The organism is Pseudomonas sp. PDM30 (genome assembly GCF_019218985.1).
In the GTDB taxonomy this organism is placed as follows: Bacteria; Pseudomonadota; Gammaproteobacteria; order Pseudomonadales; family Pseudomonadaceae; genus Aquipseudomonas; species Aquipseudomonas jessenii.
Genome location: NZ_JAHUWM010000001.1, coordinates 179,085 through 200,672 on the forward strand (window position 1 = coordinate 179,085; position 21,588 = coordinate 200,672).

Below are 21,588 nucleotides of genomic sequence, written 5' to 3' on the forward strand. Positions count from 1 at the left end.
ACCCCTGTAGGAGCGAGCTTGCTCGCGATGGACTGGAGAGCGCTGCGGTGTGCCTGCCAACCAGCGTTATCGTTGACGACCATCGCGAGCAAGCTCGCTCCTACAGGGGGAGGGCTGTTGCCGTTCTGGGATATGTTGACTAACATGTCAGAAAATTCATCCTATGATTGGATGACAGGGCGAATTCCATGTCAGAAATTTCTCCATTAGTGAAACGATCCCTGGTCGATCAGGCCCTGGATCAGTTGCGCCAGCGCATCAACCAGGGCACCTGGGTCGTGGGCCAGCGCTTGCCCACCGAGCCCGAGTTGTCCGCCGAGCTGGGCATCAGTCGCAACACCGTGCGCGAAGCCATGCGCGTGTTGGCGTTTTCCGGGTTGATCGAAATCCGTCAGGGCGACGGCAGTTACCTGCGGGCGGTGGTCGATCCGCTCGATACGTTGAAGGCGCTGTCCCGTTGTTCTCTTGATCAGGCCCGGGAAACCCGGCACATCCTCGAAGTCGAGGCCATTGGCCTGGCGGCAGTGCGCCGAACCGATGAAGATCTGGTGGCTTTGCGCGAGGCCCTGAGTGTCAGCGGCAGCCACTATCACGGCGATCTCGACACCTACATCGCCTGCGACCTGGTGTTTCACCGCCGGTTGGTGGACGCCGCACACAACCCGACCCTCAGCGAGTTGTATCGCTATTTCTCCAGCGTCGTCGGCGCCCAATTGCGCCAGATCCTGAACATCGTCCCGCGCCGTCAGGAAGTGTTCGACCTGCACATCGCGTTGCTCGATGCCGTCGAGCAACGCGACCCGGAACGAGCCAAAGCCCTGTCGAGGCAGTTGATCAATGAACCTTGAAACCGAGAAGTCCATGCACCGCAGTGAGTTATCCACAGCCCTCAAACGTTCGGCCGAGCTGGAAGAGTTGCTGATCGATGCCGAGGCCGATGACGAACAGGTCCAGCAAGCTCACCCGGTTCTGCACCGGCCCTGGCTGTTGCTGCTGGGCCTGATTCTGGTGGCGCTGAACCTGCGCCCGGCGCTGTCGAGCATGGCGCCGATGCTCAGCGAGGTCTCGAAGTCCCTTGACTTGTCGGCGTCCGCGGCGGGGTTGCTGACCACGTTGCCTGTGCTTTGCCTTGGCCTGTTTGCGCCGTTGGCACCCGTGCTGGCGCGGCGATTTGGTGCGGAGCGGGTGGTGCTGGGCATTCTTCTGACCCTGGCGGGCGGGATCATCCTGCGCAGTTCGTTCGGTGAAATCGGTCTGTTTGCCGGCAGTGTGCTGGCCGGTGCCAGCATCGGCGTGATTGGCGTATTGCTGCCGGGCATCGTCAAGCGCGACTTCCCGAAACAGGCCGGGACCATGACCGGTGTCTACACCATGGCCCTGTGCCTGGGCGCGGCGATGGCGGCGGGTGCGACCGTGCCGTTGAGTGAACACTTCGACAAGAATTGGGCGATGGGCCTCGGCTTCTGGGTCATTCCGGCATTAGCGGCCGCGCTGTTCTGGTTGCCGCAAGTCGGCCAGAAACACGGCGCGCACAACGTCGCCTACCGGGTTCGCGGATTGCTGCGCGATCCGCTGGCCTGGCAAGTGACCTTGTACATGGGCCTGCAATCGTCCCTGGCCTACATCGTATTCGGCTGGTTGCCGTCGATCCTGATCGGGCGCGGCCTGACTCCAACCCAGGCCGGTCTGGTGCTGTCGGGTTCGGTGATCGTTCAACTGGTCAGCTCCCTCGCCGCGCCATGGCTGGCGACGCGCGGCAAGGATCAGCGCCTGGCGATTGTGATCGTGATGGCCCTGACCCTCGGCGGTCTGTTCGGTTGCCTGTACGCCCCGATTGAAGGTCTGTGGGGCTGGGCGATTGTGCTGGGGCTGGGGCAGGGCGCCACGTTCAGCCTGGCATTGACCCTGATCGTGCTGCGCTCGCGGGACTCCCACGTTGCGGCGAACCTGTCGAGCATGGCCCAGGGCTTCGGTTACACCCTGGCGTCCATGGGGCCGTTCGCGGTCGGCATCGTGCATGACTGGACCGGCGGCTGGACGGCCGTGGGCTGGATCTTCGGTGTCATCGGCCTTGGTGCGATCCTCGCCGGCCTGGGGGCCGGACGTGCGTTGTACGTGCAGGTCGAAAGCGAGAAGGTCTGATTCCCGCACACTGTCGGTATTCGTCTTGCGAATGCCGATAGTGTTCGACCCATTTGCAGACTATCGTGCAGGCAATCTTTCGATACCCATTGCACAACAGGGAGTCTGCCCATGAGTGAAGTCCACAGCGCCTTGATCACCCGTTTCTACCAGGCCTTCCAGCGTCTCGATGGCGAGGCGATGGCTGCCTGCTACACCGATGACGTGGTGTTCAGTGACCCGGCGTTCGGCGAGCTTCGTGGTCGTGATGCTGGCGATATGTGGTGCATGCTCACCACCCGTGCCAAGGATTTCTCCCTGACCTTCGATCATGTCCGTGCCGATGATCGTATCGGTAGCGCCCATTGGGTCGCGACCTATCTGTTCAGCCAGACTGGCAATACCGTGGTCAATGACATCCAGGCACGCTTTGTCTTTCGCGATGGCAAGATTTGCGAACATCACGACAGTTTCGACCTGTGGACATGGTCACGCCAGGCCCTGGGTTTCAAAGGCCTGCTGCTGGGCTGGACGCCACTTGTTCGCAACGCCGTTCGCTCACAGGCCCTGAAGGGGCTGAAGGCATTCCAGGCCAGTCGCTGATAAGATCGCGGCTTGTTTTCCTTCAAGCCCTGATCGTTACGTGACCACCCTCAGCGAAAGCCCTGTCGACGCCGACATCCCCGCGAGCAAAACCTGGTTCGTCTACCTCGTTCGCGCGGCCAACGGTTCGCTCTATTGTGGGATCAGCGATGATCCCGTGCGTCGCTTCGCCAAGCATCAAAGCGGCAAGGGCGCGCGATTCTTTCTTTCCAGCCCGGCCATGGCCCTGGTCTACACCGAACGCTGTCGCGACAAAAGCGATGCGTTGCGTCAGGAGCGGCTGATCAAGAAACTCAAGAAGAGCGCCAAGGAATGCCTGGTGGCGAGCGCAGCGAGCACAGCCCCTGGCTTATCACTCTGACTGATCGGTTCCCATCAGGCAGATCTGTAGGCTGCCAGGTGATTGCGCGCTAAGCTGCGGACTCCTGATCCTTGCGGCGGAGCCGAGCATGTCCGAGTTGATTCTGCATCATTACCCGACGTCCCCCTTTGCCGAGAAGGCCCGCCTGCTGCTGGGCTTCAAGGGCTTGTCCTGGCGCTCGGTGAAGATCTCGCCAGTGATGCCAAAACCGGATCTCACGGCGTTGACCGGTGGCTACCGCAAGACACCGGTGTTGCAGGTCGGTGCCGATATCTATTGCGACACGGCATTGATTGCCCGGCGACTGGAGCAGGAAAAGGCCTTGCCGGCGTTCTTCCCGGAAGGTCAGGAAATGATCGCCGCGTCCTTTGCCGCCTGGGCTGATTCGGTGGTGTTCCAGCATGCGGTGAGCCTGGTGTTCCAGCCGGAATCGATTGCCGTGCGTTTCGGTAATTTACCGCAGGAAGCGATCAAGGCGTTCCTGGCCGACCGCGCCGGTTTGTTCAGTGGTGGTAGCGCGACAAAATTGTCTACCGAACAGGCGAAGCACCAGTGGCCGACGATCATGTCGCGTCTGGAGCTGCAGTTGCAGCGCGAGGAGGGTGACTACCTGTTTGGCGAGCCGTCGATTGCCGACTTCGCCCTGGCTCATTGCCTCTGGTTCCTCAAGGCCACGCCGGTGACGGCTCCGCTGGTCGAAGCTTATCCGGCAGTCAATGCATGGCATGCGCGGGTGTTGGGCTTCGGTCATGGTGCGTCCAGCGAGATGAGTTCCGAGGAGGCTCTGGCAGTGGCGCGCATGTCCACGCCAGCGGCATTGCCGGATGAGCAGTTCGTCGATCCCAACGGGTTCACGGCGGGTCAGCAGGTGGTCATCGCGGCCACGGACTACGGTGTTGATCCGGTGGCGGGGGAATTACTGTTTGCCGGCCGCGAAGAACTGATTGTGCGGCGCGAGGACGAGCGCGGCGGTGTGGTGCATGTGCACTTCCCGCGGTTTGGTTTCCGGATCGAAGCCTGCTGAAAAAAAAACCTTGTGGGAGCGAGCTTGCTCGCGATGGCGGACTGACATTCAACAAAATTGTTGGCTGTGTTGGCCTCATCGCGAGCAAGCTCGCTCCTACAGAGTTACTTCAACGCTGCCAGAATCGCATCCGGGTCATACCCGCGAATCAGCGTCCCGTTCACATCGATGATCGGAATGCCCCCACCGCCCAGCGCCTGATAATCCTCGCGCGCGGCAGCATCCTTCTCGATGTCGAACTCCTTGTACGCAATGCCTTTCTGATCGAGGAAGCGCCGGGTCAGCTTGCAGTAACCACACCATTCGGTGGCGTAGAGCACAACGTTGGCCTTGGCCTGTGTCTGCGCCGACACCACTTGTGATGGATTGAACACCCGCTCGATCTTGCCCCAGTTCTGATAGGCCACGACCACCAGCAGGATCAGCAGGAATTTCTTCAGTACGCCGCCGAGCATCAGTTGCGACGCTTCAGCTGATCGGTGAGCGAAGTGGGCAGGCCCTTGATGATCAACGTGCCGGCTTCCTCGTCGTACTCAATCTTCGAGCCCAGCAGGTGTGCTTCGAAACTGATCGACAGGCCTTCGGCGCGACCAGTGAATCGGCGGAACTGGTTCAGGGTGCGTTTATCGGCCGGGATTTCCGGCGAGAGGCCGTAATCCTTGTTGCGGATGTGATCGTAGAAAGCCTTCGGGCGTTCTTCGTCGATCAGCCCCGACAACTCTTCCAGGCCCATCGGCTCACCGAGCTTGGCCTGGCTACTGGCGTAATCCACCAGGGTCTTGGTCTTCTCGCGGGCGTCGTCTTCCGGCAGGTCTTCGCTTTCAACGAAATCACTGAAGGCCTTGAGCAGGGTGCGGGTTTCACCTGGACCGTCGACGCCTTCCTGGCAGCCAATGAAGTCGCGGAAATACTCCGAAACCTTTTTGCCGTTCTTGCCTTTGATGAACGAAATGTACTGCTTGGACTGTTTGTTGTTCTGCCACTCGGAAACGTTGATCCGCGCAGCCAGGTGCAACTGGCCAAGGTCGAGGTGGCGGGATGGGGTCACGTCCAGTTCGTCGGTTACGGCCACGCCTTCACTGTGGTGCAGCAGGGCGATGGCCAGGTAGTCGGTCATGCCTTGCTGATAGTGTGCGAACAGCACGTGGCCGCCGACCGACAGGTTCGATTCCTCCATCAGTTTCTGCAGATGCTCGACCGCCACGCGGCTGAACGCAGTGAAATCCTGACCGCCCTCAAGGTACTCCTTCAGCCAGCCGCTGAACGGGAACGCGCCGGATTCCGGATGGAACAGGCCCCAGGCTTTACCCTGTTTGGCGTTATAGCTTTCGTTGAGGTCGGCGAGCATGTTCTCGATGGCCGCAGACTCAGCCAGTTCAGAGTCGCGGGCGTGGAGAACTGCAGGTGTGCCGTCGGGTTTTTTGTCGATCAGGTGGACGATGCAATGACGGATCGGCATGGGCTTCTCGGCTGAATGAAGAGAGGAGGGCGCGCTCCCCCGAAAAAGCGCCCAGTGTACCGCAACCACTGGTTTTGGCGCGGTGCGAAGGCCAATTCCCGGGCGACCGGCGGCGCTTATGCGATTTTTTCCCGATTTAGAGCAATAAAGCTGACCAAATGGGTAGCTGGAGGCGGATATTTCCCCGTCTCTGTGCTAGCTTTGCCCGGTCTTGCGCGAAGTCACTGCGTTAAGCGTGCAGTCAGCATTTGTCAGGTCGAACCAAACCCTGATTTCGGTATCTATAACCCCGATCCCGAGGTTATTTGGCCGAGGGTGCCAGATCCAGAAGATCGGGCTCGATAGCTGACATTGCACTCTGCAATCCATATGAATTTGATAGGGAAGGAACACTAAATGGCTCTTACTAAAGACCAACTGATCGCCGACATCGCTGAAGCTATCGACGCGCCGAAAACCACCGCGCGTAACGCTCTGGACCAACTGGGCCAAATCGTTGCCGATCAGCTGGAAAACGGCGGCGAAATCACTCTGCCAGGTATCGGCAAGCTGAAAGTGACTGAGCGCCCTGCCCGTACTGGCCGTAACCCTTCGACTGGCGCTGCCATCGAAATCGCTGCCAAGAAAGTGATCAAGCTGGTTGTGGCCAAAGGCCTGACCGACGCTGTTAACAAGTAAGACTTGTTAAAAAAAAACCGTGCACCGGAGCGATCCGGGCACGGTTTTTTTGTGCCTGCGATTGTAGGAGCGAGCCTGCTCGCGATGGGCGCAAACGATAACGCGGGCAGTCTGAATGAACGCGTTGCTCTCAGGTTTTTCGCGAGCAGGCTCGCTCCTGCAGGTGGACGTGTTTTAGTTTTTAGGCGCCCAACGTTCGCGCCAAACCTGTTGCTGGACTGGAGTCTGGAAAGTCCACGCCACGAAGCGGCTCTGCTTCTGTCCCTGACCCATTTCCACTACCTGACTGTCCAGCGCGCCGGCCTTGTTCAGGGCCGCCTGGATCGCCGGCAGGTTCGACGCCTTCGACACCAGTGTGCTGAACCACAGCACTTGTTGCGCCACCTGCACACTCTCGCTGACCAGTTGCGTGACGAAACGCACTTCTCCGCCCTCACACCACAATTCCGCCGCTTGGCCGCCAAAGTTCAATACCGGCAGCTTGCGTTTCGGATCGGCCTTGCCCAGGGCTCGCCATTTGCGTGTGCTACCCCGTGTGGCCTCGTCCAGCGAGGCGTGGAATGGCGGGTTGCACATCGTCAGGTCGAACCGCTCTGCGCTCTCCAGCAGGCCGGTGAGGATCTGCTTGGGGTTGCTCTGCTGGCGTACCTGGATCGCTTTGTTCAGGCCATTGGATTGAATGATGGCCTTCGCCGCGGCGATGGCGGTCGCATCGATATCGGAACCGAGGAACTGCCAGCGATAGTCGCTGTAACCGATCAGCGGATACACGCAGTTGGCGCCCATGCCGATGTCCAGCACCTTCACGGCGGCGCCACGGGGGATTACACCGTCATTGCCACTGGCCAGCAGGTCGGCGAGGAAGTGCACGTAATCGGCGCGGCCTGGCACCGGTGGGCACAAGTAGTCGGCCGGAATGTCCCAGTGAGCGATGCCATAGAACGACTTGAGCAGCGCCCGGTTAAACACCCGCACGGCTTCCGGGCTGGCGAAGTCGATGCTTTCCTTGCCGTACGGATTGATGATTACGAATTTCTTCAGTTCCGGGGCACTTTTGATCAGCGCCGGAAAGTCGTAGCGACCCTGATGGCGATTGCGCGGGTGCAGGCTGGCCTTTTCCTTCGGGGCGACGGCCGTGGCCGGGGTCTTCGGGGCAGGCTTTTTGCGCGCAGGCTTGGGGGAGCGGGGGGCGGTCATGGCGGTGGTCGATTCGGGTATGGCTAAAAGTGGCGGGCATTGTCCCACATCCGGCCCGTGTGAACCCAATTGTGGCAAACACCGCTGTCCCTTGTGGGAGCGAGCTTGCTCGCGATGGCGGTCGGTCAGTCAATATTGATGTTGAATGTTATGGCCTCATCGCGAGCAAGCTCGCTCCCACAGGGGATTTTTGGCGTTTGGGAAAATGGGACAACAGGCACAAAAAAGGGAGGCCATTGCTGGCCTCCCTTTTTCATTGCGACTCGCCGTTACAGGCTGGCAATCCGCGCATGCTGCTCGGCCAGCTTGCCCAGGGCCTGTTCGGCCTCGGCCAGTTTGGCGCGTTCTTTCTCGATGACTTCAGCCGGTGCCTTGTCAACGAAACCGGCGTTGGACAGCTTGCCGCCGACTCGTTGCACTTCACCTTGCAGGCGCTGGATTTCCTTGTCCAGACGCGCCAGTTCCGCACCTTTGTCGATCAAGCCGGCCATTGGCACCAGCACTTCCATCTCGCCGACCAGCGCGGTGGCGGACAGCGGTGCTTCTTCGCCAGCAGCCAGTACGGTGATCGATTCGAGGCGCGCCAGCTTCTTCAGCAGGGCTTCGTTCTCGGTCAGGCGACGCTGATCCTCGACGCTGACGTTCTTCAGGAACAGCGGCAGGGGTTTGCCCGGGCCGATGTTCATTTCGCCACGGATGTTACGAGTGCCAAGCATCAGGCCCTTGAGCCATTCGATGTCATCTTCGGCCGCCTGATCGATGCGTGTTTCGTTGGCCACTGGCCAAGGTTGCAGCATGATCGTCTTGCCTTCGATACCGGCCAGCGGCGCGATACGCTGCCAGATTTCTTCGGTGATGAACGGCATGAACGGGTGCGCCAGGCGCAGGGCGACTTCCAGTACGCGAACCAGGGTGCGACGGGTGCCGCGCTGGCGTTCGACCGGAGCGTTTTCGTCCCACAGCACAGGCTTGGAGAGTTCCAGGTACCAGTCGCAATACTGGTTCCAGATGAACTCGTACAAGGCTTGTGCTGCCAGGTCGAAACGGAACTGGTCAAGCTGGCGGGTCACTTCGGCTTCGGTGCGCTGCAGCTGCGAAATGATCCAGCGGTCAGCCAGGGACAGCTCAAAGGCTTCGCCGTTCTGGCCGCAGTCTTCGCCCTTGTCCAGTACGTAGCGCGCCGCGTTCCAGATCTTGTTGCAGAAGTTGCGATAGCCTTCGACGCGGCCCATGTCGAACTTGATGTCACGACCGGTGGACGCCAGCGAGCAGAAGGTGAAGCGCAGGGCGTCGGTGCCGTAGCTGGCGATGCCTTCGGCGAACTCGTCGCGGGTCTGCTTCTCGATCTTCTTCGCCAGTTTCGGCTGCATCATGCCGGAGGTGCGCTTCTGCACCAGGGCTTCGAGTTCGATGCCGTCGATGATGTCCAGCGGGTCCAGGACGTTGCCCTTGGACTTGGACATCTTCTGGCCCTGGCCATCGCGCACCAGACCGTGGACGTAGACGGTCTTGAACGGAACCTGCGGAGTGCCGTCTTCGTTTTTCACCAAATGCATGGTGAGCATGATCATCCGGGCAACCCAGAAGAAAATGATGTCGAAGCCAGTCACCAGGACGTCGGTGGAGTGGAATTTCTTCAGGAACTCGGTTTTTTCCGGCCAGCCGAGGGTGGAGAACGTCCACAGACCCGAGCTGAACCAGGTGTCGAGAACGTCGTTGTCCTGTTGCAGCGCAATGTCCGGGCCGAGGTTGTGCTTGGCCCGCACTTCGGCTTCGTCGCGACCGACGTAGACCTTGCCCGACTCGTCGTACCAGGCCGGAATCCGGTGGCCCCACCACAGCTGACGGCTGATGCACCAGTCCTGGATGTCGCGCATCCACGAGAAATACATGTTTTCGTACTGTTTCGGCACGAACTGGATACGGCCGTCTTCAACGGCGGCAATCGCAGGCTCGGCCAACGGCTTGGTGGACACGTACCACTGGTCGGTCAGCCAAGGCTCGATGACGGTGCCGGAGCGGTCGCCTTTCGGCACCTTCAGGGCGTGATCGTCAACGCTGACCAACAGGCCGGCGGCGTCGAACGCGGCCACGATCTGCTTGCGCGCTTCGAAGCGGTCGAGACCGGCGTATTCGGCCGGGATCTTGCCGTCGATGGTTTCGTTCAACGTGCCGTCGAGGTTGAACACCTGGCAAGCCGGCAGGACCGATGCGTTCTTGTCGAAGATGTTCAGCAGCGGCAGGTTGTGACGCTTGCCGACTTCATAGTCGTTGAAGTCGTGGGCCGGGGTGATTTTCACGCAGCCGGTGCCGAATTCAGGGTCGCAATAATCGTCGGCGATGATCGGGATGCGGCGGCCAACCAGTGGCAGCTCGACAAATTTGCCGATCAGGGCTTTGTAGCGTTCATCGTTCGGGTTAACGGCCACGGCGGAGTCGCCGAGCATGGTTTCCGGGCGAGTGGTCGCGACGATCAGGAAGTCGTTGCCTTCAGCGGTCTTGGCGCCGTCGGCCAGCGGGTATTTCAGGTTCCACAGGAAACCTTTCTCGTCGTGGTTTTCCACTTCGAGGTCGGAAATCGCCGTGTGCAGCTTGGTGTCCCAGTTGACCAGGCGCTTGCCGCGGTAGATCAGGCCGTCTTCGTGGAGGCGGACGAAAGCCTCTTTAACGGCCTCCGAGAGGCCGTCGTCCATGGTGAAGCGCTCGCGGCTCCAATCTACGGACGAACCGAGACGACGGATCTGACGGCTGATGTTGCCACCGGACTCATCTTTCCACTCCCAGACTTTCTCGAGGAATTTCTCGCGGCCCAGGTCATGGCGGCTCTGGCCCTTGGCTTCGAGCTGACGCTCCACCAACATCTGCGTGGCGATACCGGCGTGGTCGGTGCCCGGCTGCCACAGGGTGTTGCGACCCTGCATGCGGCGGAAACGGATCAGGGCGTCCATGATCGCGTTGTTGAAGCCGTGACCCATGTGCAGGCTGCCGGTGACGTTCGGCGGCGGGATCATGATGGTGTAGGACTCGCCCGCGCCTTGCGGGGCGAAGTAATTCTCTGACTCCCAGGTGTTGTACCAGGAAGTTTCAATGGCGTGCGGCTGGTAGGTCTTATCCATGCGCGGCGGGACCCTATTGGCATTTATTCAGGAAAAGCCGGGAAGTATAGCGGGGATGAGCCCATGCGCGTAGAGCGAGGTGACAATGGGTGGGGGAAAAGTTGTGGTTTTTCGGGGAGTGTTTTGTCTGCAATGACGCCATCGCGGGCAAGCCACGCTCCCACAGGATCAGTGTCGATCACAAAATAGTGGTTCGACAAAAAACCTGTGGGAGCGGGCTTACCCGCGAAAGCAATCTGTCAGGCGACCTGATTCAAATCGTTATGCCGCGTTTCCTTCAGGCACAGCACCGCGATCAAACTCAGCACCGCCGCCGCGGACACATAACCGCCGACATAACTCAATCCGCCCATCGCCACCAGTTTCTGGGCGAAGAACGGCGCCGCGGAAGCGCCGACGATACCGCCCAGGTTGTAGGCCGCCGAGGCGCCGGTGTAGCGCACGTGGGTGGGGAACAGCTCCGGCAGCAACGCCCCCATAGGCGCAAATGTCACACCCATCAGAAACAGTTCGATGCACAGGAACAACGCCACGCCCCAGGTCGAGCCTTGGGTCAACAGCGGTTCCATGAGGAAGCCGGACAGGATCGCCAGCACACCGCCGATGATCAGCACCGGTTTGCGCCCATAACGGTCGCTGGCCCAGGCCGACAGCGGGGTGGCGGCAGCCATGAACAGCACCGCGAAGCACAACAGGCCGAGGAAGGTTTCGCGGCTGTAGCCGAGCGTTGCCACGCCGTAACTCAGGGAAAACACGGTGGAGATGTAAAACAGCGCGTAGCACACGACCATTGCGCCGGCTCCCAGCAAGACGGGTACCCAGTATTGGCCGAACAGCTCGAACAGCGGGATCTTCACTCGTTCCTGGCGCGCCATGGCGTTGGCGAATACCGGGGTCTCATGCAGCTTGAGACGAACGTACAGGCCGACCATCACCAGTGCGGCGCTGAGCAGGAACGGAATACGCCAGCCCCATGAGCGGAACTGTTCGTCATCCAGCACCACGGCCAGGGTCAGGAACAGGCCGTTGGCCGCCAGAAAGCCGATGGATGGACCCAGCTGCGGGAACATGCCGAACCACGCGCGCTTGCCTTTCGGCGCGTTCTCCGTGGCCAGCAATGCCGCGCCACCCCATTCGCCGCCCAATCCAAGGCCTTGGCCGAAGCGCAGGACGCAAAGCAGGATCGGTGCCCAGGCGCCAATGCTGTCGTATCCCGGCAGCACGCCGATCAGCGTGGTGCACACGCCCATCAGCAGCAGCGAGGCGACCAGGGTCGACTTGCGGCCGATACGGTCGCCGAAGTGACCGAAAAGGGCCGAACCCAAGGGGCGTGCAAGGAAGGCGATGCCGAACGTGAGAAAAGCCGAAAGCATCTGGGCGGTGCCGGATGTCTGCGGAAAGAACACCGGGCCGATCACTAGCGCGGCGGCGGTGGCATAGACGTAGAAGTCGTAGAACTCGATGGCGGTACCGATGAAGCTTGCGGTGGCCACGCGGGTGGCGGAGTTCGTCGGTTGCGCAGGTGTGGAGTCGCTGTAAGTCGTGCTGGTCGTCATGCGGTTATCCCTGACAGTCATGTGCTCCAGTGGAGCGAATTATTATGGTCGAGAACCCAGGGATGTGGGCGGAGGCACGGTCGCTGTTCAAGGTAGGAACAGTCGTCGGTTTGTTGCGGACTTTGCTGGTGGACAGGCCGGATGCAGCGAAGTGCGGGGTAAGCACGGGGCCGGCGAGGCTTGGGTAAGCGTTTCGATTATAGGAAGGTGGCTAATGATCGAACAAGAGGGCTTGCGAGGACAGGGATTTGTGTCGGGTTTTAGATAACGACAGGCATCGGGCTGGTCTGCCAGATCAGCACTCGCGTGACACGGTTTTCCTCGGTCTCGAGAATTTCCAGGCGATACCGGCCGATCTTCAGGCACACCGCGCTTTCGGGAATGGTTTCCAAGGCCTCGGTGACCAGACCGTTCAGGGTTTTCGGGCCATCGCTGGGCAGGTGCCAGCCGAGGCTCTTGTTCAGCTCGCGAATGGACGCGGCACCGTCGATCACCAGGCGTCCGTCGGCTTGCGGATGAATGTGCGGATTGTCCAGGCTCTGCTGGCTTTCGAACTCGCCGACGATTTCTTCGAGAATGTCTTCCAGGGTGACGATGCCCAGCACTTCGCCGTATTCGTCGACCACCATGCCCAGGCGTCGCTGCTGCTTGTGAAAGTTGAGCAGTTGCAGTTGCAACGGGGTACTTTCCGGCACGAAGTACGGCTCGTGGCTGGCCGCCAGCAACGCTTCCCTGGTCAGGCTCGCATCGGGCAGCAAATGAAGGATGTGTCGGGTGTTGAGGACGGCTTCGACCTGGTTGATATCGCTGTGGAACACCGGCAGGCGCGTGCGTTTGTTGTGGCGCAATTGTTCGATGATTTCTTCGATGGAGTCATCGAGATTGATGCCGTCCACGTCGCTGCGCGGTACCAGGATGTCATTGACGGTAATGTTGTCCAGCGCGTGGATGCCTGGCAGCGGGTGAGGGCGGCTTGCGGTTTCGGAGGGCGTATGCCGCTCCGTCAGCGTTTCGTCCTCGCTTTGTTGCACCACTTTGGCTTTACGGGCGAATGGGCGCGTCAGCAACTGACTGATGCTGTTGAGCAGCCATGCCGCGGGATAGATGATTTTCAGCGGCAACCGTAGCAGGTTGTTGCCCTGGGCCAGGATCGCATCCGGATAGCGGGTGGCGAGGGCGCGTGGCAAATAGTCGGAAAACACCAGCAACATGGCGCCCGCTCCGAGGCAGGCGACCCACGGGCCGTTCTCGGCCCAGGTGAACATGGCCAGCAAGGTGCTGATGACCACCACGAGTGCGCGGCACAGGGTGTTGCAAAAAATCAGGCTGGCCAGTGGGAAGCTGAGTTTCGCTACCGGTTTGTCGCTGGAGCGCGTTGCGGTGCGCTGGGCCAGCAAATGCTGGTGCGCCGCTTCGATGGCGGTAAACAGCCCTGACCATAAAACCAGCAGGGTCACTACCGCGAGCATCGGCCCTATGGGCAAGTCGTCCATTAATGCCGCCCGTCAGATATGCAGGATGTATTCACGAACCAGCTTGCTGCCGAAATACGCCAGCATCAGCAGGCAAAAACCGGCCAGGGTCCAGCGAATGGCTTTGTGCCCGCGCCAGCCAAGGCGATTGCGTCCCCACAGCAGCACGCTGAAAACGACCCAGGCCAGGCAGGCCAGCAGTGTTTTGTGCACCAGATGCTGGGCGAACAGGTTCTCGACGAACAGCCAGCCGGAAATCAGTGACAGCGACAACAGCGTCCAGCCGGCCCATAGGAAACCGAACAGCAGGCTTTCCATGGTTTGCAGCGGCGGGAAGTTCTTGATCAGCCCGGATGGGTGTTTGTGCTTGAGCTGGTGGTCTTGAATCAGCAGCAGCAAGGACTGGAACACCGCGATGGTGAACATGCCATAGGCCAGAATCGAAAGCAGGATGTGGGCGAGGATGCCCGGCTCCTCATTGATGATCTGTACCGTGCCGGCGGGGGCAAAATGCGCCAGCAACACGGTCAAGGCCCCAAGCGGGAGCAGCAGGACCAGCAGGTTCTCCACCGGAATCCGCGAGCAGGCCAGCAGGGTCAGTGCGATGACCGCCACGGCTATCAGGCTGGCGGCACTGAAGAAGTCCAGGGCCAGGCCGGTCGGGGTCAGCAGGTGGGTGAGCAGGCTGACGCTGTGGGCCAATACGGCGAGCACGCCGAGCATGACCAGCAGGCGTTTGTTGACCTTGGCGCCGGACGCCAGGCGAGTGCCCTGGTAAATGGTCGCAGCGGCGTACAAGCAGGCGGCGGCGAGAGTAGTTAGCAAGCTGGGTGACAAGGGGAGCATAAATCCTGTTAGGCAAGCCCGAAAGTCGCTGAGTTTGGCATAGAACCCCCGCCACACGAAAGACCGCGCAACCCGACGGCGAGGTGTCCGCCGGCCGCAGTCTTCGCTATAATCCGCGACCTGCCCACGCCGCAGGCTCGCCGAGCACACGTTTAGTCCGGTCCGGGCCGCCATTATCCCGGTCTACACAGGGCCTGAAAGGATCGCGCAATGTTTGAAAACTTAACCGACCGTCTCTCGCAGACGCTGCGCCATGTCACCGGCAAGGCCAAGCTGACTGAAGACAACATCAAAGACACCCTGCGTGAAGTGCGCATGGCGTTGCTCGAAGCCGACGTCGCCCTGCCGGTGGTCAAGGACTTCGTCAATTCGGTCAAGGAACGCGCCGTCGGCACCGAGGTGTCACGCAGCCTGACGCCGGGCCAGGCCTTCGTGAAGATCGTCCAGGCCGAACTCGAAAGCCTGATGGGCGCGGCCAACGAAGATTTGAACCTGAGCGCAGTGCCGCCAGCGGTCATCCTCATGGCAGGTTTGCAGGGCGCTGGTAAAACCACCACCGCCGGCAAGCTCGCGCGCTTCCTTAAAGAGCGCAAGAAGAAGTCGGTCATGGTCGTGTCCGCCGACGTTTATCGTCCAGCGGCGATCAAACAGCTGGAAATGCTCGCCGGTGAAGTCGGCGTTACCTTCTTCCCGTCCGACCTGAGCCAGAAGCCGGTCGAGATCGCGCAAGCGGCTATTAAGGAAGCCAAACTCAAATTCATCGACGTGGTCATCGTCGATACCGCCGGTCGCCTGCACATCGATGAAGAGATGATGGGCGAGATCAAGGCCCTGCACGCCGCGATCAACCCGGTCGAAACCCTGTTCGTGGTCGACGCCATGACCGGCCAGGACGCCGCCAACACGGCCAAGGCCTTCGGCGATGCATTGCCGCTGACCGGTGTGATCCTGACCAAGGTCGACGGCGACGCCCGTGGCGGTGCCGCACTGTCGGTGCGCGCCATCACCGGCAAGCCGATCAAGTTCATCGGTATGGGCGAGAAGAGCGAAGCGCTCGATCCGTTCCATCCTGAGCGTATCGCCTCGCGCATCCTCGGCATGGGCGACGTGCTCAGTCTGATCGAGCAGGCGGAAGCGACCCTCGACAAGGACAAGGCCGACAAACTGGCCAAGAAGCTGAAGAAGGGCAAGGGCTTCGACCTCGAAGACTTCCGCGATCAGCTGCAACAGATGAAGAACATGGGCGGCCTCGGCGGGCTCATGGACAAGCTGCCGAACATGGGTGGCGTGAACCTGGCGCAAATGGGCAATGCCCAGGGTGCGGCAGAGAAGCAATTCAAGCAGATGGAAGCCATCATCAACTCCATGACCCCGGCCGAGCGCCGCGACCCTGAGATGATCAGCGGTTCGCGCAAGCGCCGGATCGCCATGGGTTCCGGCACCCAGGTGCAGGACATCGGCCGCTTGATCAAGCAGCACAAGCAGATGCAGAAGATGATGAAGAAATTCTCTGCAAAAGGCGGAATGGCCAAGATGATGCGCGGCATGGGCGGAATGTTGCCAGGCGGCGGCATGCCAAAGATTTAGTGTCCAGTCACGCCAATACTGCTCAATTTTGGCGGCGCCTGTGGACCTCATGCTGCGTTGCCGCTCCTCGCCATAGCCAGCTATGACTCGTCGCGGCGCCTTGCCTGAGGTCCACAGTCACTCGCCAAAATATGAGCAGTATTGGCGAGACTGGACAGAAGAATCCGCGCCGGTCATCGCACCGGCGCAGACCCGCAAGGAAGCGGGATCTCCAGCAAACCCGCACTTGGCGGGAGCTGACCGGCCGTTTTCAACGACGGCTCTATAGCAAATCTGCATGGCGGCCGATAGACCGCCGGAAAAAGTCATTTGCAAAAGTCCGGATATTCCTTAGAATATGCGGCCTTTCGGGCACCCATGCCCGCTGTGCCTTTAGATTTGCAGCACCGACTACAGGAACGATGTTCACATGCTAACAATCCGTCTTGCCCTTGGCGGCTCCAAAAAGCGCCCGTTTTACCACTTGACCGTAACCGACAGCCGCAACCCGCGCGACGGTTCGCACAAGGAACAGGTTGGCTACTTCAACCCTGTTGCCCGTGGTCAGGAAGTTCGTCTGTCCGTGAACCAAGAGCGCGTAGCCTACTGGCTGAGCGTTGGTGCACAACCTTCTGAGCGCGTTGCTCAGTTGTTGAAGGAATCTGCTAAGGCTGCGGCCTGAGCAATATGAACGCGACGCCAGCCATTGCTGATGATTTGATCGTTATCGGCAAGATTTATTCTGTTCACGGCGTTCGCGGCGAAGTGAAGGTGTACTCCTTTACTGATCCGATTAAAAACCTGCTGGACTACAAAACCTGGACGCTCAAGCGTGACGGTAATGTAAAGCAGGTAGAGCTGGTCAGCGGACGCGGGAATGACAAGTTCCTGGTCGCAAAGCTCAAGGGTCTCGATGATCGCGAAGAAGCTCGTCTTCTGGCCGGTTATGAGATCTGCGTGCCGCGCAACCTGTTCCCTGAACTGACCGACGGCGAGTACTACTGGTACCAGCTGGAAGGTCTCAAGGTCATCGATACGCACGGACAACTGTTCGGAAAAATCGATCACCTGCTGGAGACCGGCTCGAACGATGTCATGGTGGTCAAGCCTTGCGCTGGCAGCCTGGATGATCGCGAACGCCTGTTGCCCTATACGGAGCAATGCGTGTTGGCCGTCGACCTGGCCGCGGGCGAGATGAAGGTGGATTGGGACGCGGATTTCTAAGCGTGGCTAACTTGCGCGTAGAAGTGATCAGTCTGTTTCCCGAGATGTTTTCCGCCATCAGCGAGTACGGCATCACCAGTCGGGCGGTGAAACAGGGGCTCTTGCAGCTCACCTGTTGGAATCCGCGAGACTACACGACGGATCGACATCACACTGTGGACGATCGCCCGTTTGGCGGTGGTCCGGGCATGGTGATGAAGATCAAGCCCCTGGAAGATGCTCTGGTTCAGGCCAAGGCAGCAGCCGGGGAGGCGGCGAAGGTGATTTACCTGTCCCCCCAAGGCCGTCAACTGACTCAGTCGGCGGTACGCGAGTTGGCGAATCTGGATGCATTGATCCTGATTGCCGGCCGCTATGAAGGCATTGACGAGCGTTTTATTGATGCTCATGTCGATGAAGAGTGGTCGATTGGCGACTATGTACTGTCTGGCGGCGAGCTGCCGGCGATGGTCCTGATCGATGCGGTTACACGACTGCTGCCTGGAGCTTTAGGGCATGCGGACTCCGCCGAGGAAGATTCCTTTACGGATGGTTTGCTGGATTGCCCGCACTACACCCGACCGGAGGTGTATGCGGATCAGCGTGTTCCCGACGTATTGCTAAGTGGCAATCACGCGCACATCCGGCGTTGGCGTTTACAGCAGTCCCTTGGTCGGACCTTTGAACGACGCGCCGATCTTCTGGAAAGCCGCTCGCTTTCTGGAGAAGAGAAGAAGCTGCTCGAGGAATACATCCGCGAGCGGGACGATAGTTAACAACGTATCGATGGTAGATCCGACGATTTACCTTAGGAGCACAGCATGACTAACAAAATCATCCTTGCACTCGAAGCAGAGCAGATGACCAAAGAGATCCCTACCTTTGCCCCGGGCGACACCATTGTCGTTCAGGTGAAAGTGAAGGAAGGCGACCGTTCGCGTCTGCAAGCGTTCGAAGGTGTTGTTATCGCCAAGCGTAACCGCGGCGTAAACAGTGCATTCACCGTTCGTAAAATTTCCAACGGTGTTGGTGTAGAGCGTACTTTCCAGACCTACTCCCCGCAAATCGACAGCATGGCTGTCAAGCGTCGCGGTGACGTACGTAAAGCCAAGCTGTACTACCTGCGCGACCTGTCGGGCAAAGCAGCTCGCATCAAGGAAAAACTGGCTTAAGTCCAGCTTCCGATGCAAAAAAAGCAGCCTGCGGGCTGCTTTTTTGTTGCCTGCGGTTTAACGAATTCTCCGGATCGCGGCCTGACGCGAGACTGGGTTGCGGCCATCGCGAGCAAGCTCGCTCCCACAGTAGATCTTCTGCGACCACAATGCCTGTGAACGCCATAGATCCCCTGTGGGAGCGAGCTTGCTCGCGATGCGATTTACGTAGCGTCGCTGGTTTCAGGCTGAATCAACGCCAACAACGTCCACCCTGCTGAAGGCTTGACCGCACTGTCCGGCGTCACCACATGCACCCAGCCACTGTCATCACGAGCAAACAGCAGAGTCGCACGCTCGCCATGCAACGCATGATAATCCTCCCAGCCAAAGCCCTCGGTCAGGTTCGTGCTGTACAACTCAGCCCCCTGATGCAGCTGATTGGCCAGCTTGATGTAGGTTAACTCCTCATTGCCTAGCAAACGCCCGCGATGTTCATGGCTGGCGCGATGTTTGTCGGTGCGTCGGCTCTCCTGGCCGCTGGCCAGTCCGAACAGCCGTTGATGGCCGAAATCATGGCGAAAACGCATTGCGGCGAGGGTGTTCAACTCCCCGGACGGTGACAACGCCAGCAAATGCCCGAGGCCGACCAGATCCAGATGCGCATCGGCATGTTGCGAGGCCGGGTTGCCAAAATAGGTCGGCAAGCCTTCCATCCGGGCTGCGCGAATGTTTTCCCAGCTCGAATCTGTCAACAGTACGCGACTGCCCAGTTGCTGCAGGGCCTTGCCCAGCGTGCGCGCAGGTCCATTGGCGCCGATGATCAGAAAGCCGCTCGGTGCCGGTTCCGCCACCTTCAGCAGGCGCGCCAGCGGTCGTGCCGTCGCGCTTTGCAACACCACCGTGCCGATGATCACCGCAAAGGTGAGCGGCACCAGCAGCAACGCTCCCTGGTGACCGGCCTCATGCAGGCGAATGGCGAAGATTGCCGACACCGCCGCTGCCACGATGCCCCTTGGGGCAATCCACGCCAGCAGCGCCCGTTCGCGCCAACCCAGGCTGGAGCCCGCCGTGCTCAGCAGCACATTCAAAGGGCGGGCGATGAACTGAATGACCAGCAGCAAAATCAGCACCAGAGGCCCGAGACCGATCATGGCGTTCAGGTCCAGCCGTGCCGCCAGCAGAATGAACAGGCCGGAGATCAGCAACACGCTGAGGTTTTCCTTGAAATGCAGGATGTGCCGTACATCCACGCCTTTCATGTTGGCCAGCCACATGCCCATCAGTGTCACGGCCAGCAACCCGGATTCATGGGTGACCTCGTTGGAGGCAATGAAAATACCCAGGACTGCCGCGAGCGCCGCCAGGTTGTGCAGGTATTCCGGCAGCCACTGGCGGCGAATCAGGGTGCCGAGCAACCAGCCACCAAAAATACCGAACAGGCTCCCGCACAAAATCACGCCACCGAAGGTCAGCAGGCTTTCCTTGAGGCCGTTACCTTCGGCACTGGCAATGATGAAGCTATAGACGACTACCGCCAGCAGGGCGCCGATGGGGTCGATGACAATGCCTTCCCAGCGCAGGATATTGGCAATCGACGCTTTCGGGCGCACGACGCGCAGCATCGGTACGATCACAGTTGGCCCTGTCACCAGGGTCAGGCTGCCGAACAGGATGGCCAGCAACCAGTCGAACCCCAGCAGCCAGTGAGTGGCGACAGCAATGACCACCCAGGTGGAGAGGGCGCCAATGGTGACCAGGCGATGGACGACGCTGCCGATTTCGCGCCACTCGGACAGATGCAGGGTCAGGCTGCCTTCGAACAGGATCAGCGCCACCGCCAAGGACACCAGCGGCATCAGCAATGGCCCGAACATTTCTTGCGGGTCGAGCAAGTGCAGCACGGGGCCAGCCAGGATGCCGGTCAGCAGCAGAAAAAGAATCGCCGGCAATTTCAAGCGCCAGGCCAGCCATTGGCAAAGCAGCGCCGCCGCGCCTATCCCGCCAAATGCCAATAAAATCTGCTGCTCGCTCATTGCTGCTCCCTGTTCCTTGAAATGGCGGCCTATGAAAGACTAGCGGCCGTTTTCATGTCCAATCTTAATTTTGCGTGCAGCCTCAAGGCTGCATGATTCGAGTACCCATGCCTGCCATCGATCACCCGCTGATAGACCAATTCCTCGATGCCCTGTGGTTGGAGAAAGGTCTTTCCGACAACACCCGCGATGCCTATCGCAGTGACCTGGCGCTGTTCAACGGCTGGTTGCAGGAAAAAGGGCTGGAGCTGATCAACGCTGGCCGCGAACTGATCCTTGATCACCTGGCTTGGCGTCTGGAACAAAACTACAAGCCTCGTTCCACTGCGCGATTTCTCTCCGGTGTGCGTGGGTTCTATCGCTATTTGCTGCGGGAAAAACTCATCGCCGTCGATCCGACCCTTCGCATCGACATGCCGCAGCTGGGTAGGCCGCTGCCGAAATCCTTGTCGGAAGCCGACGTGGAGGCGCTGTTGAAAGCGCCGGACCTGAGCGAAGCCATTGGCCAGCGTGACCGGGCCATGCTTGAAGTCCTGTACGCCTGCGGCCTGCGAGTGACGGAGCTGATCAGCCTGACGCTGGAGCAGGTCAATCTACGTCAGGGCGTGCTGCGCGTGATGGGCAAGGGCAGCAAGGAGCGTCTGGTGCCGATGGGTGAAGAGGCAATTGTCTGGGTCGAGCGCTACATGCGCGATGGCCGTGGCGAACTGCTCGGCGGGCGTCCCAGCGATGTGTTGTTCCCGAGTCAGCGTGGCGAGCAGATGACGCGTCAAACCTTCTGGCACCGGATCAAGCACCAGGCCAAGGTGGCCGGGATCGGCAAGTCGCTGTCGCCGCACACCTTGCGCCATGCCTTCGCCACGCATCTGCTCAATCACGGTGCAGACCTGCGGGTGGTGCAGATGCTGCTGGGGCACAGCGATTTGTCTACGACGCAGATCTACACCCATGTTGCCCGGGCGCGCTTGCAGGATCTGCACGCCAAGCATCATCCACGCGGGTGAACTTCCCGAGATTCGCTTTTCTGTGGGAGCGGGCTTGCCCGCGAAGAGGTCGGCACATACAACATTGATGTCGCCTGATACGACGCTTTCGCGAGCAAGCCCGCTCCCACAGGAGATTGTGTCGCCACAAATGTCTTGCATCAGGTGCATTCGGCCATGTGGGCCTTATGTGATAGGCTGGGCCGGTTTGCACGA

20 protein-coding genes are annotated in these 21,588 nt (G+C 60.0%); 12 read left to right on the top strand and 8 right to left on the bottom strand.

The window, feature by feature from the left end; translation table 11 throughout:
• The first annotated feature begins 188 nt into the window (after window positions 1-188).
• From KW840_RS00830 to KW840_RS00850, 5 genes are all read left to right on the top strand, one after another.
• Window positions 189-848 (top strand): FadR/GntR family transcriptional regulator, encoded by a 660-nt coding sequence (locus tag KW840_RS00830; RefSeq protein ID WP_090457574.1) that lies wholly within the window; start codon window positions 189-191, stop codon window positions 846-848.
• Window positions 838-2,142 carry a CynX/NimT family MFS transporter gene (locus KW840_RS00835; RefSeq protein WP_218494241.1) on the top strand — a complete coding sequence of 435 codons (1,305 nt, stop codon included), beginning with the start codon at window positions 838-840 and terminating at the stop codon, window positions 2,140-2,142. The genes KW840_RS00830 and KW840_RS00835 overlap by 11 nt, the downstream gene beginning before the upstream one ends.
• Before the next feature lie 111 nt (window positions 2,143-2,253).
• On the top strand, window positions 2,254-2,724 hold the full coding sequence (locus tag KW840_RS00840) for a nuclear transport factor 2 family protein (RefSeq protein ID WP_057713404.1): 471 nt from the start codon (window positions 2,254-2,256) through the stop codon (window positions 2,722-2,724).
• Window positions 2,725-2,764: 40 nt separating this feature from the next.
• Complete coding sequence (locus KW840_RS00845) at window positions 2,765-3,085, top strand: GIY-YIG nuclease family protein (RefSeq protein ID WP_057713405.1); 321 nt, start codon at window positions 2,765-2,767, stop codon at window positions 3,083-3,085.
• 88 nt (window positions 3,086-3,173) lie between these two features.
• A complete protein-coding gene (locus KW840_RS00850) occupies window positions 3,174-4,109 on the top strand; it encodes a glutathione S-transferase family protein (protein WP_218494242.1) in 936 nt (311 codons plus the stop codon).
• Window positions 4,110-4,213: 104 nt separating this feature from the next.
• On the opposite strand, the gene KW840_RS00855 is transcribed toward KW840_RS00850, so the two are convergent.
• Window positions 4,214-4,564, bottom strand: a complete 351-nt coding sequence (locus tag KW840_RS00855; protein ID WP_057713407.1) for a glutaredoxin family protein — start codon at window positions 4,562-4,564, stop codon at window positions 4,214-4,216.
• A complete protein-coding gene (gene yejK, locus KW840_RS00860) occupies window positions 4,564-5,568 on the bottom strand; it encodes a nucleoid-associated protein YejK (protein WP_008018580.1) in 1,005 nt (334 codons plus the stop codon). The genes KW840_RS00855 and yejK overlap by 1 nt, the downstream gene beginning before the upstream one ends.
• 396 nt (window positions 5,569-5,964) lie before the next feature.
• Here yejK and KW840_RS00865 point away from each other — a divergent pair, with 396 nt between their 5' ends.
• The gene (locus KW840_RS00865; RefSeq protein WP_007905514.1) at window positions 5,965-6,246 is read left to right on the top strand and encodes an HU family DNA-binding protein; all 282 of its coding nucleotides are present in this window, start codon (window positions 5,965-5,967) and stop codon (window positions 6,244-6,246) included.
• Window positions 6,247-6,420: 174 nt separating this feature from the next.
• Here the strand turns inward: KW840_RS00865 and rlmF are convergent, their stop codons facing one another.
• The 5 genes from rlmF to KW840_RS00890 form a co-directional block, all read right to left on the bottom strand.
• Window positions 6,421-7,443 (bottom strand): 23S rRNA (adenine(1618)-N(6))-methyltransferase RlmF, encoded by a 1,023-nt coding sequence (gene rlmF / locus KW840_RS00870; protein WP_057713408.1) that lies wholly within the window; start codon window positions 7,441-7,443, stop codon window positions 6,421-6,423.
• 269 nt (window positions 7,444-7,712) lie between these two features.
• Window positions 7,713-10,559 carry a valine--tRNA ligase gene (locus KW840_RS00875; RefSeq protein WP_218494243.1) on the bottom strand — a complete coding sequence of 949 codons (2,847 nt, stop codon included), beginning with the start codon at window positions 10,557-10,559 and terminating at the stop codon, window positions 7,713-7,715.
• Between the two features lie 239 nt (window positions 10,560-10,798).
• Entirely contained in the window at window positions 10,799-12,115 is a 1,317-nt protein-coding gene (locus KW840_RS00880) for an MFS transporter (protein WP_057713410.1), read from the bottom strand.
• Between the two features lie 260 nt (window positions 12,116-12,375).
• The gene (locus KW840_RS00885) at window positions 12,376-13,608 is read right to left on the bottom strand and encodes a transporter associated domain-containing protein (protein ID WP_218494244.1); all 1,233 of its coding nucleotides are present in this window, start codon (window positions 13,606-13,608) and stop codon (window positions 12,376-12,378) included.
• 12 nt (window positions 13,609-13,620) lie between these two features.
• Window positions 13,621-14,433, bottom strand: a complete 813-nt coding sequence (locus KW840_RS00890; protein ID WP_057713412.1) for an inner membrane protein YpjD — start codon at window positions 14,431-14,433, stop codon at window positions 13,621-13,623.
• Between the two features lie 210 nt (window positions 14,434-14,643).
• Between KW840_RS00890 and ffh the strand changes: the two genes are divergently transcribed.
• The 5 genes from ffh (at window position 14,644) to rplS (ending at window position 18,374) form a co-directional block, all read left to right on the top strand.
• Complete coding sequence (gene ffh / locus KW840_RS00895) at window positions 14,644-16,020, top strand: signal recognition particle protein (protein WP_046041990.1); 1,377 nt, start codon at window positions 14,644-14,646, stop codon at window positions 16,018-16,020.
• 409 nt (window positions 16,021-16,429) lie between these two features.
• Window positions 16,430-16,681, top strand: a complete 252-nt coding sequence (gene rpsP, locus KW840_RS00900; protein ID WP_007972721.1) for a 30S ribosomal protein S16 — start codon at window positions 16,430-16,432, stop codon at window positions 16,679-16,681.
• A gap of 5 nt (window positions 16,682-16,686) precedes the next feature.
• Window positions 16,687-17,223: a ribosome maturation factor RimM gene (gene rimM, locus KW840_RS00905; RefSeq protein ID WP_057713414.1), complete on the top strand. Its 537-nt coding sequence runs from the start codon at window positions 16,687-16,689 to the stop codon at window positions 17,221-17,223.
• Between the two features lie 2 nt (window positions 17,224-17,225).
• A complete protein-coding gene (gene trmD / locus KW840_RS00910; protein WP_007897583.1) occupies window positions 17,226-17,978 on the top strand; it encodes a tRNA (guanosine(37)-N1)-methyltransferase TrmD in 753 nt (250 codons plus the stop codon).
• A 45-nt stretch (window positions 17,979-18,023) separates the two neighbouring features.
• Window positions 18,024-18,374 carry a 50S ribosomal protein L19 gene (gene rplS, locus KW840_RS00915; protein WP_003175895.1) on the top strand — a complete coding sequence of 117 codons (351 nt, stop codon included), beginning with the start codon at window positions 18,024-18,026 and terminating at the stop codon, window positions 18,372-18,374.
• A gap of 203 nt (window positions 18,375-18,577) precedes the next feature.
• Here rplS and KW840_RS00920 read toward each other — a convergent pair whose 3' ends face one another.
• Complete coding sequence (locus KW840_RS00920; RefSeq protein ID WP_218494245.1) at window positions 18,578-20,389, bottom strand: sodium:proton antiporter; 1,812 nt, start codon at window positions 20,387-20,389, stop codon at window positions 18,578-18,580.
• Between the two features lie 107 nt (window positions 20,390-20,496).
• Between KW840_RS00920 and xerD the strand changes: the two genes are divergently transcribed.
• Window positions 20,497-21,393 carry a site-specific tyrosine recombinase XerD gene (gene xerD / locus KW840_RS00925; protein ID WP_056853624.1) on the top strand — a complete coding sequence of 299 codons (897 nt, stop codon included), beginning with the start codon at window positions 20,497-20,499 and terminating at the stop codon, window positions 21,391-21,393.
• The last annotated feature ends 195 nt before the right edge of the window (window positions 21,394-21,588 follow it).

Bases quoted from the DNA above. Each gene is read 5' to 3' on its own strand.
- KW840_RS00835 (WP_218494241.1), top strand. From the start codon at position 838: ATGAACCTTGAAACCGAGAAGTCCATGCACCGCAGTGAGTTATCCACA.
- KW840_RS00855 (WP_057713407.1), bottom strand. From the start codon at position 4,564: ATGCTCGGCGGCGTACTGAAGAAATTCCTGCTGATCCTGCTGGTGGTC.
- rlmF (WP_057713408.1), bottom strand. From the start codon at position 7,443: ATGACCGCCCCCCGCTCCCCCAAGCCTGCGCGCAAAAAGCCTGCCCCG.
- KW840_RS00875 (WP_218494243.1), bottom strand. From the start codon at position 10,559: ATGGATAAGACCTACCAGCCGCACGCCATTGAAACTTCCTGGTACAAC.
- KW840_RS00890 (WP_057713412.1), bottom strand. From the start codon at position 14,433: ATGCTCCCCTTGTCACCCAGCTTGCTAACTACTCTCGCCGCCGCCTGC.
- yejK (WP_008018580.1), bottom strand. From the start codon at position 5,568: ATGCCGATCCGTCATTGCATCGTCCACCTGATCGACAAAAAACCCGAC.
- KW840_RS00885 (WP_218494244.1), bottom strand. From the start codon at position 13,608: ATGGACGACTTGCCCATAGGGCCGATGCTCGCGGTAGTGACCCTGCTG.
- ffh (WP_046041990.1), top strand. From the start codon at position 14,644: ATGTTTGAAAACTTAACCGACCGTCTCTCGCAGACGCTGCGCCATGTC.
- rplS (WP_003175895.1), top strand. From the start codon at position 18,024: ATGACTAACAAAATCATCCTTGCACTCGAAGCAGAGCAGATGACCAAA.
- rpsP (WP_007972721.1), top strand. From the start codon at position 16,430: ATGCTAACAATCCGTCTTGCCCTTGGCGGCTCCAAAAAGCGCCCGTTT.
- KW840_RS00865 (WP_007905514.1), top strand. From the start codon at position 5,965: ATGGCTCTTACTAAAGACCAACTGATCGCCGACATCGCTGAAGCTATC.
- KW840_RS00830 (WP_090457574.1), top strand. From the start codon at position 189: ATGTCAGAAATTTCTCCATTAGTGAAACGATCCCTGGTCGATCAGGCC.
- KW840_RS00920 (WP_218494245.1), bottom strand. From the start codon at position 20,389: ATGAGCGAGCAGCAGATTTTATTGGCATTTGGCGGGATAGGCGCGGCG.
- KW840_RS00840 (WP_057713404.1), top strand. From the start codon at position 2,254: ATGAGTGAAGTCCACAGCGCCTTGATCACCCGTTTCTACCAGGCCTTC.
- xerD (WP_056853624.1), top strand. From the start codon at position 20,497: ATGCCTGCCATCGATCACCCGCTGATAGACCAATTCCTCGATGCCCTG.
- rimM (WP_057713414.1), top strand. From the start codon at position 16,687: ATGAACGCGACGCCAGCCATTGCTGATGATTTGATCGTTATCGGCAAG.
- KW840_RS00880 (WP_057713410.1), bottom strand. From the start codon at position 12,115: ATGACGACCAGCACGACTTACAGCGACTCCACACCTGCGCAACCGACG.
- KW840_RS00850 (WP_218494242.1), top strand. From the start codon at position 3,174: ATGTCCGAGTTGATTCTGCATCATTACCCGACGTCCCCCTTTGCCGAG.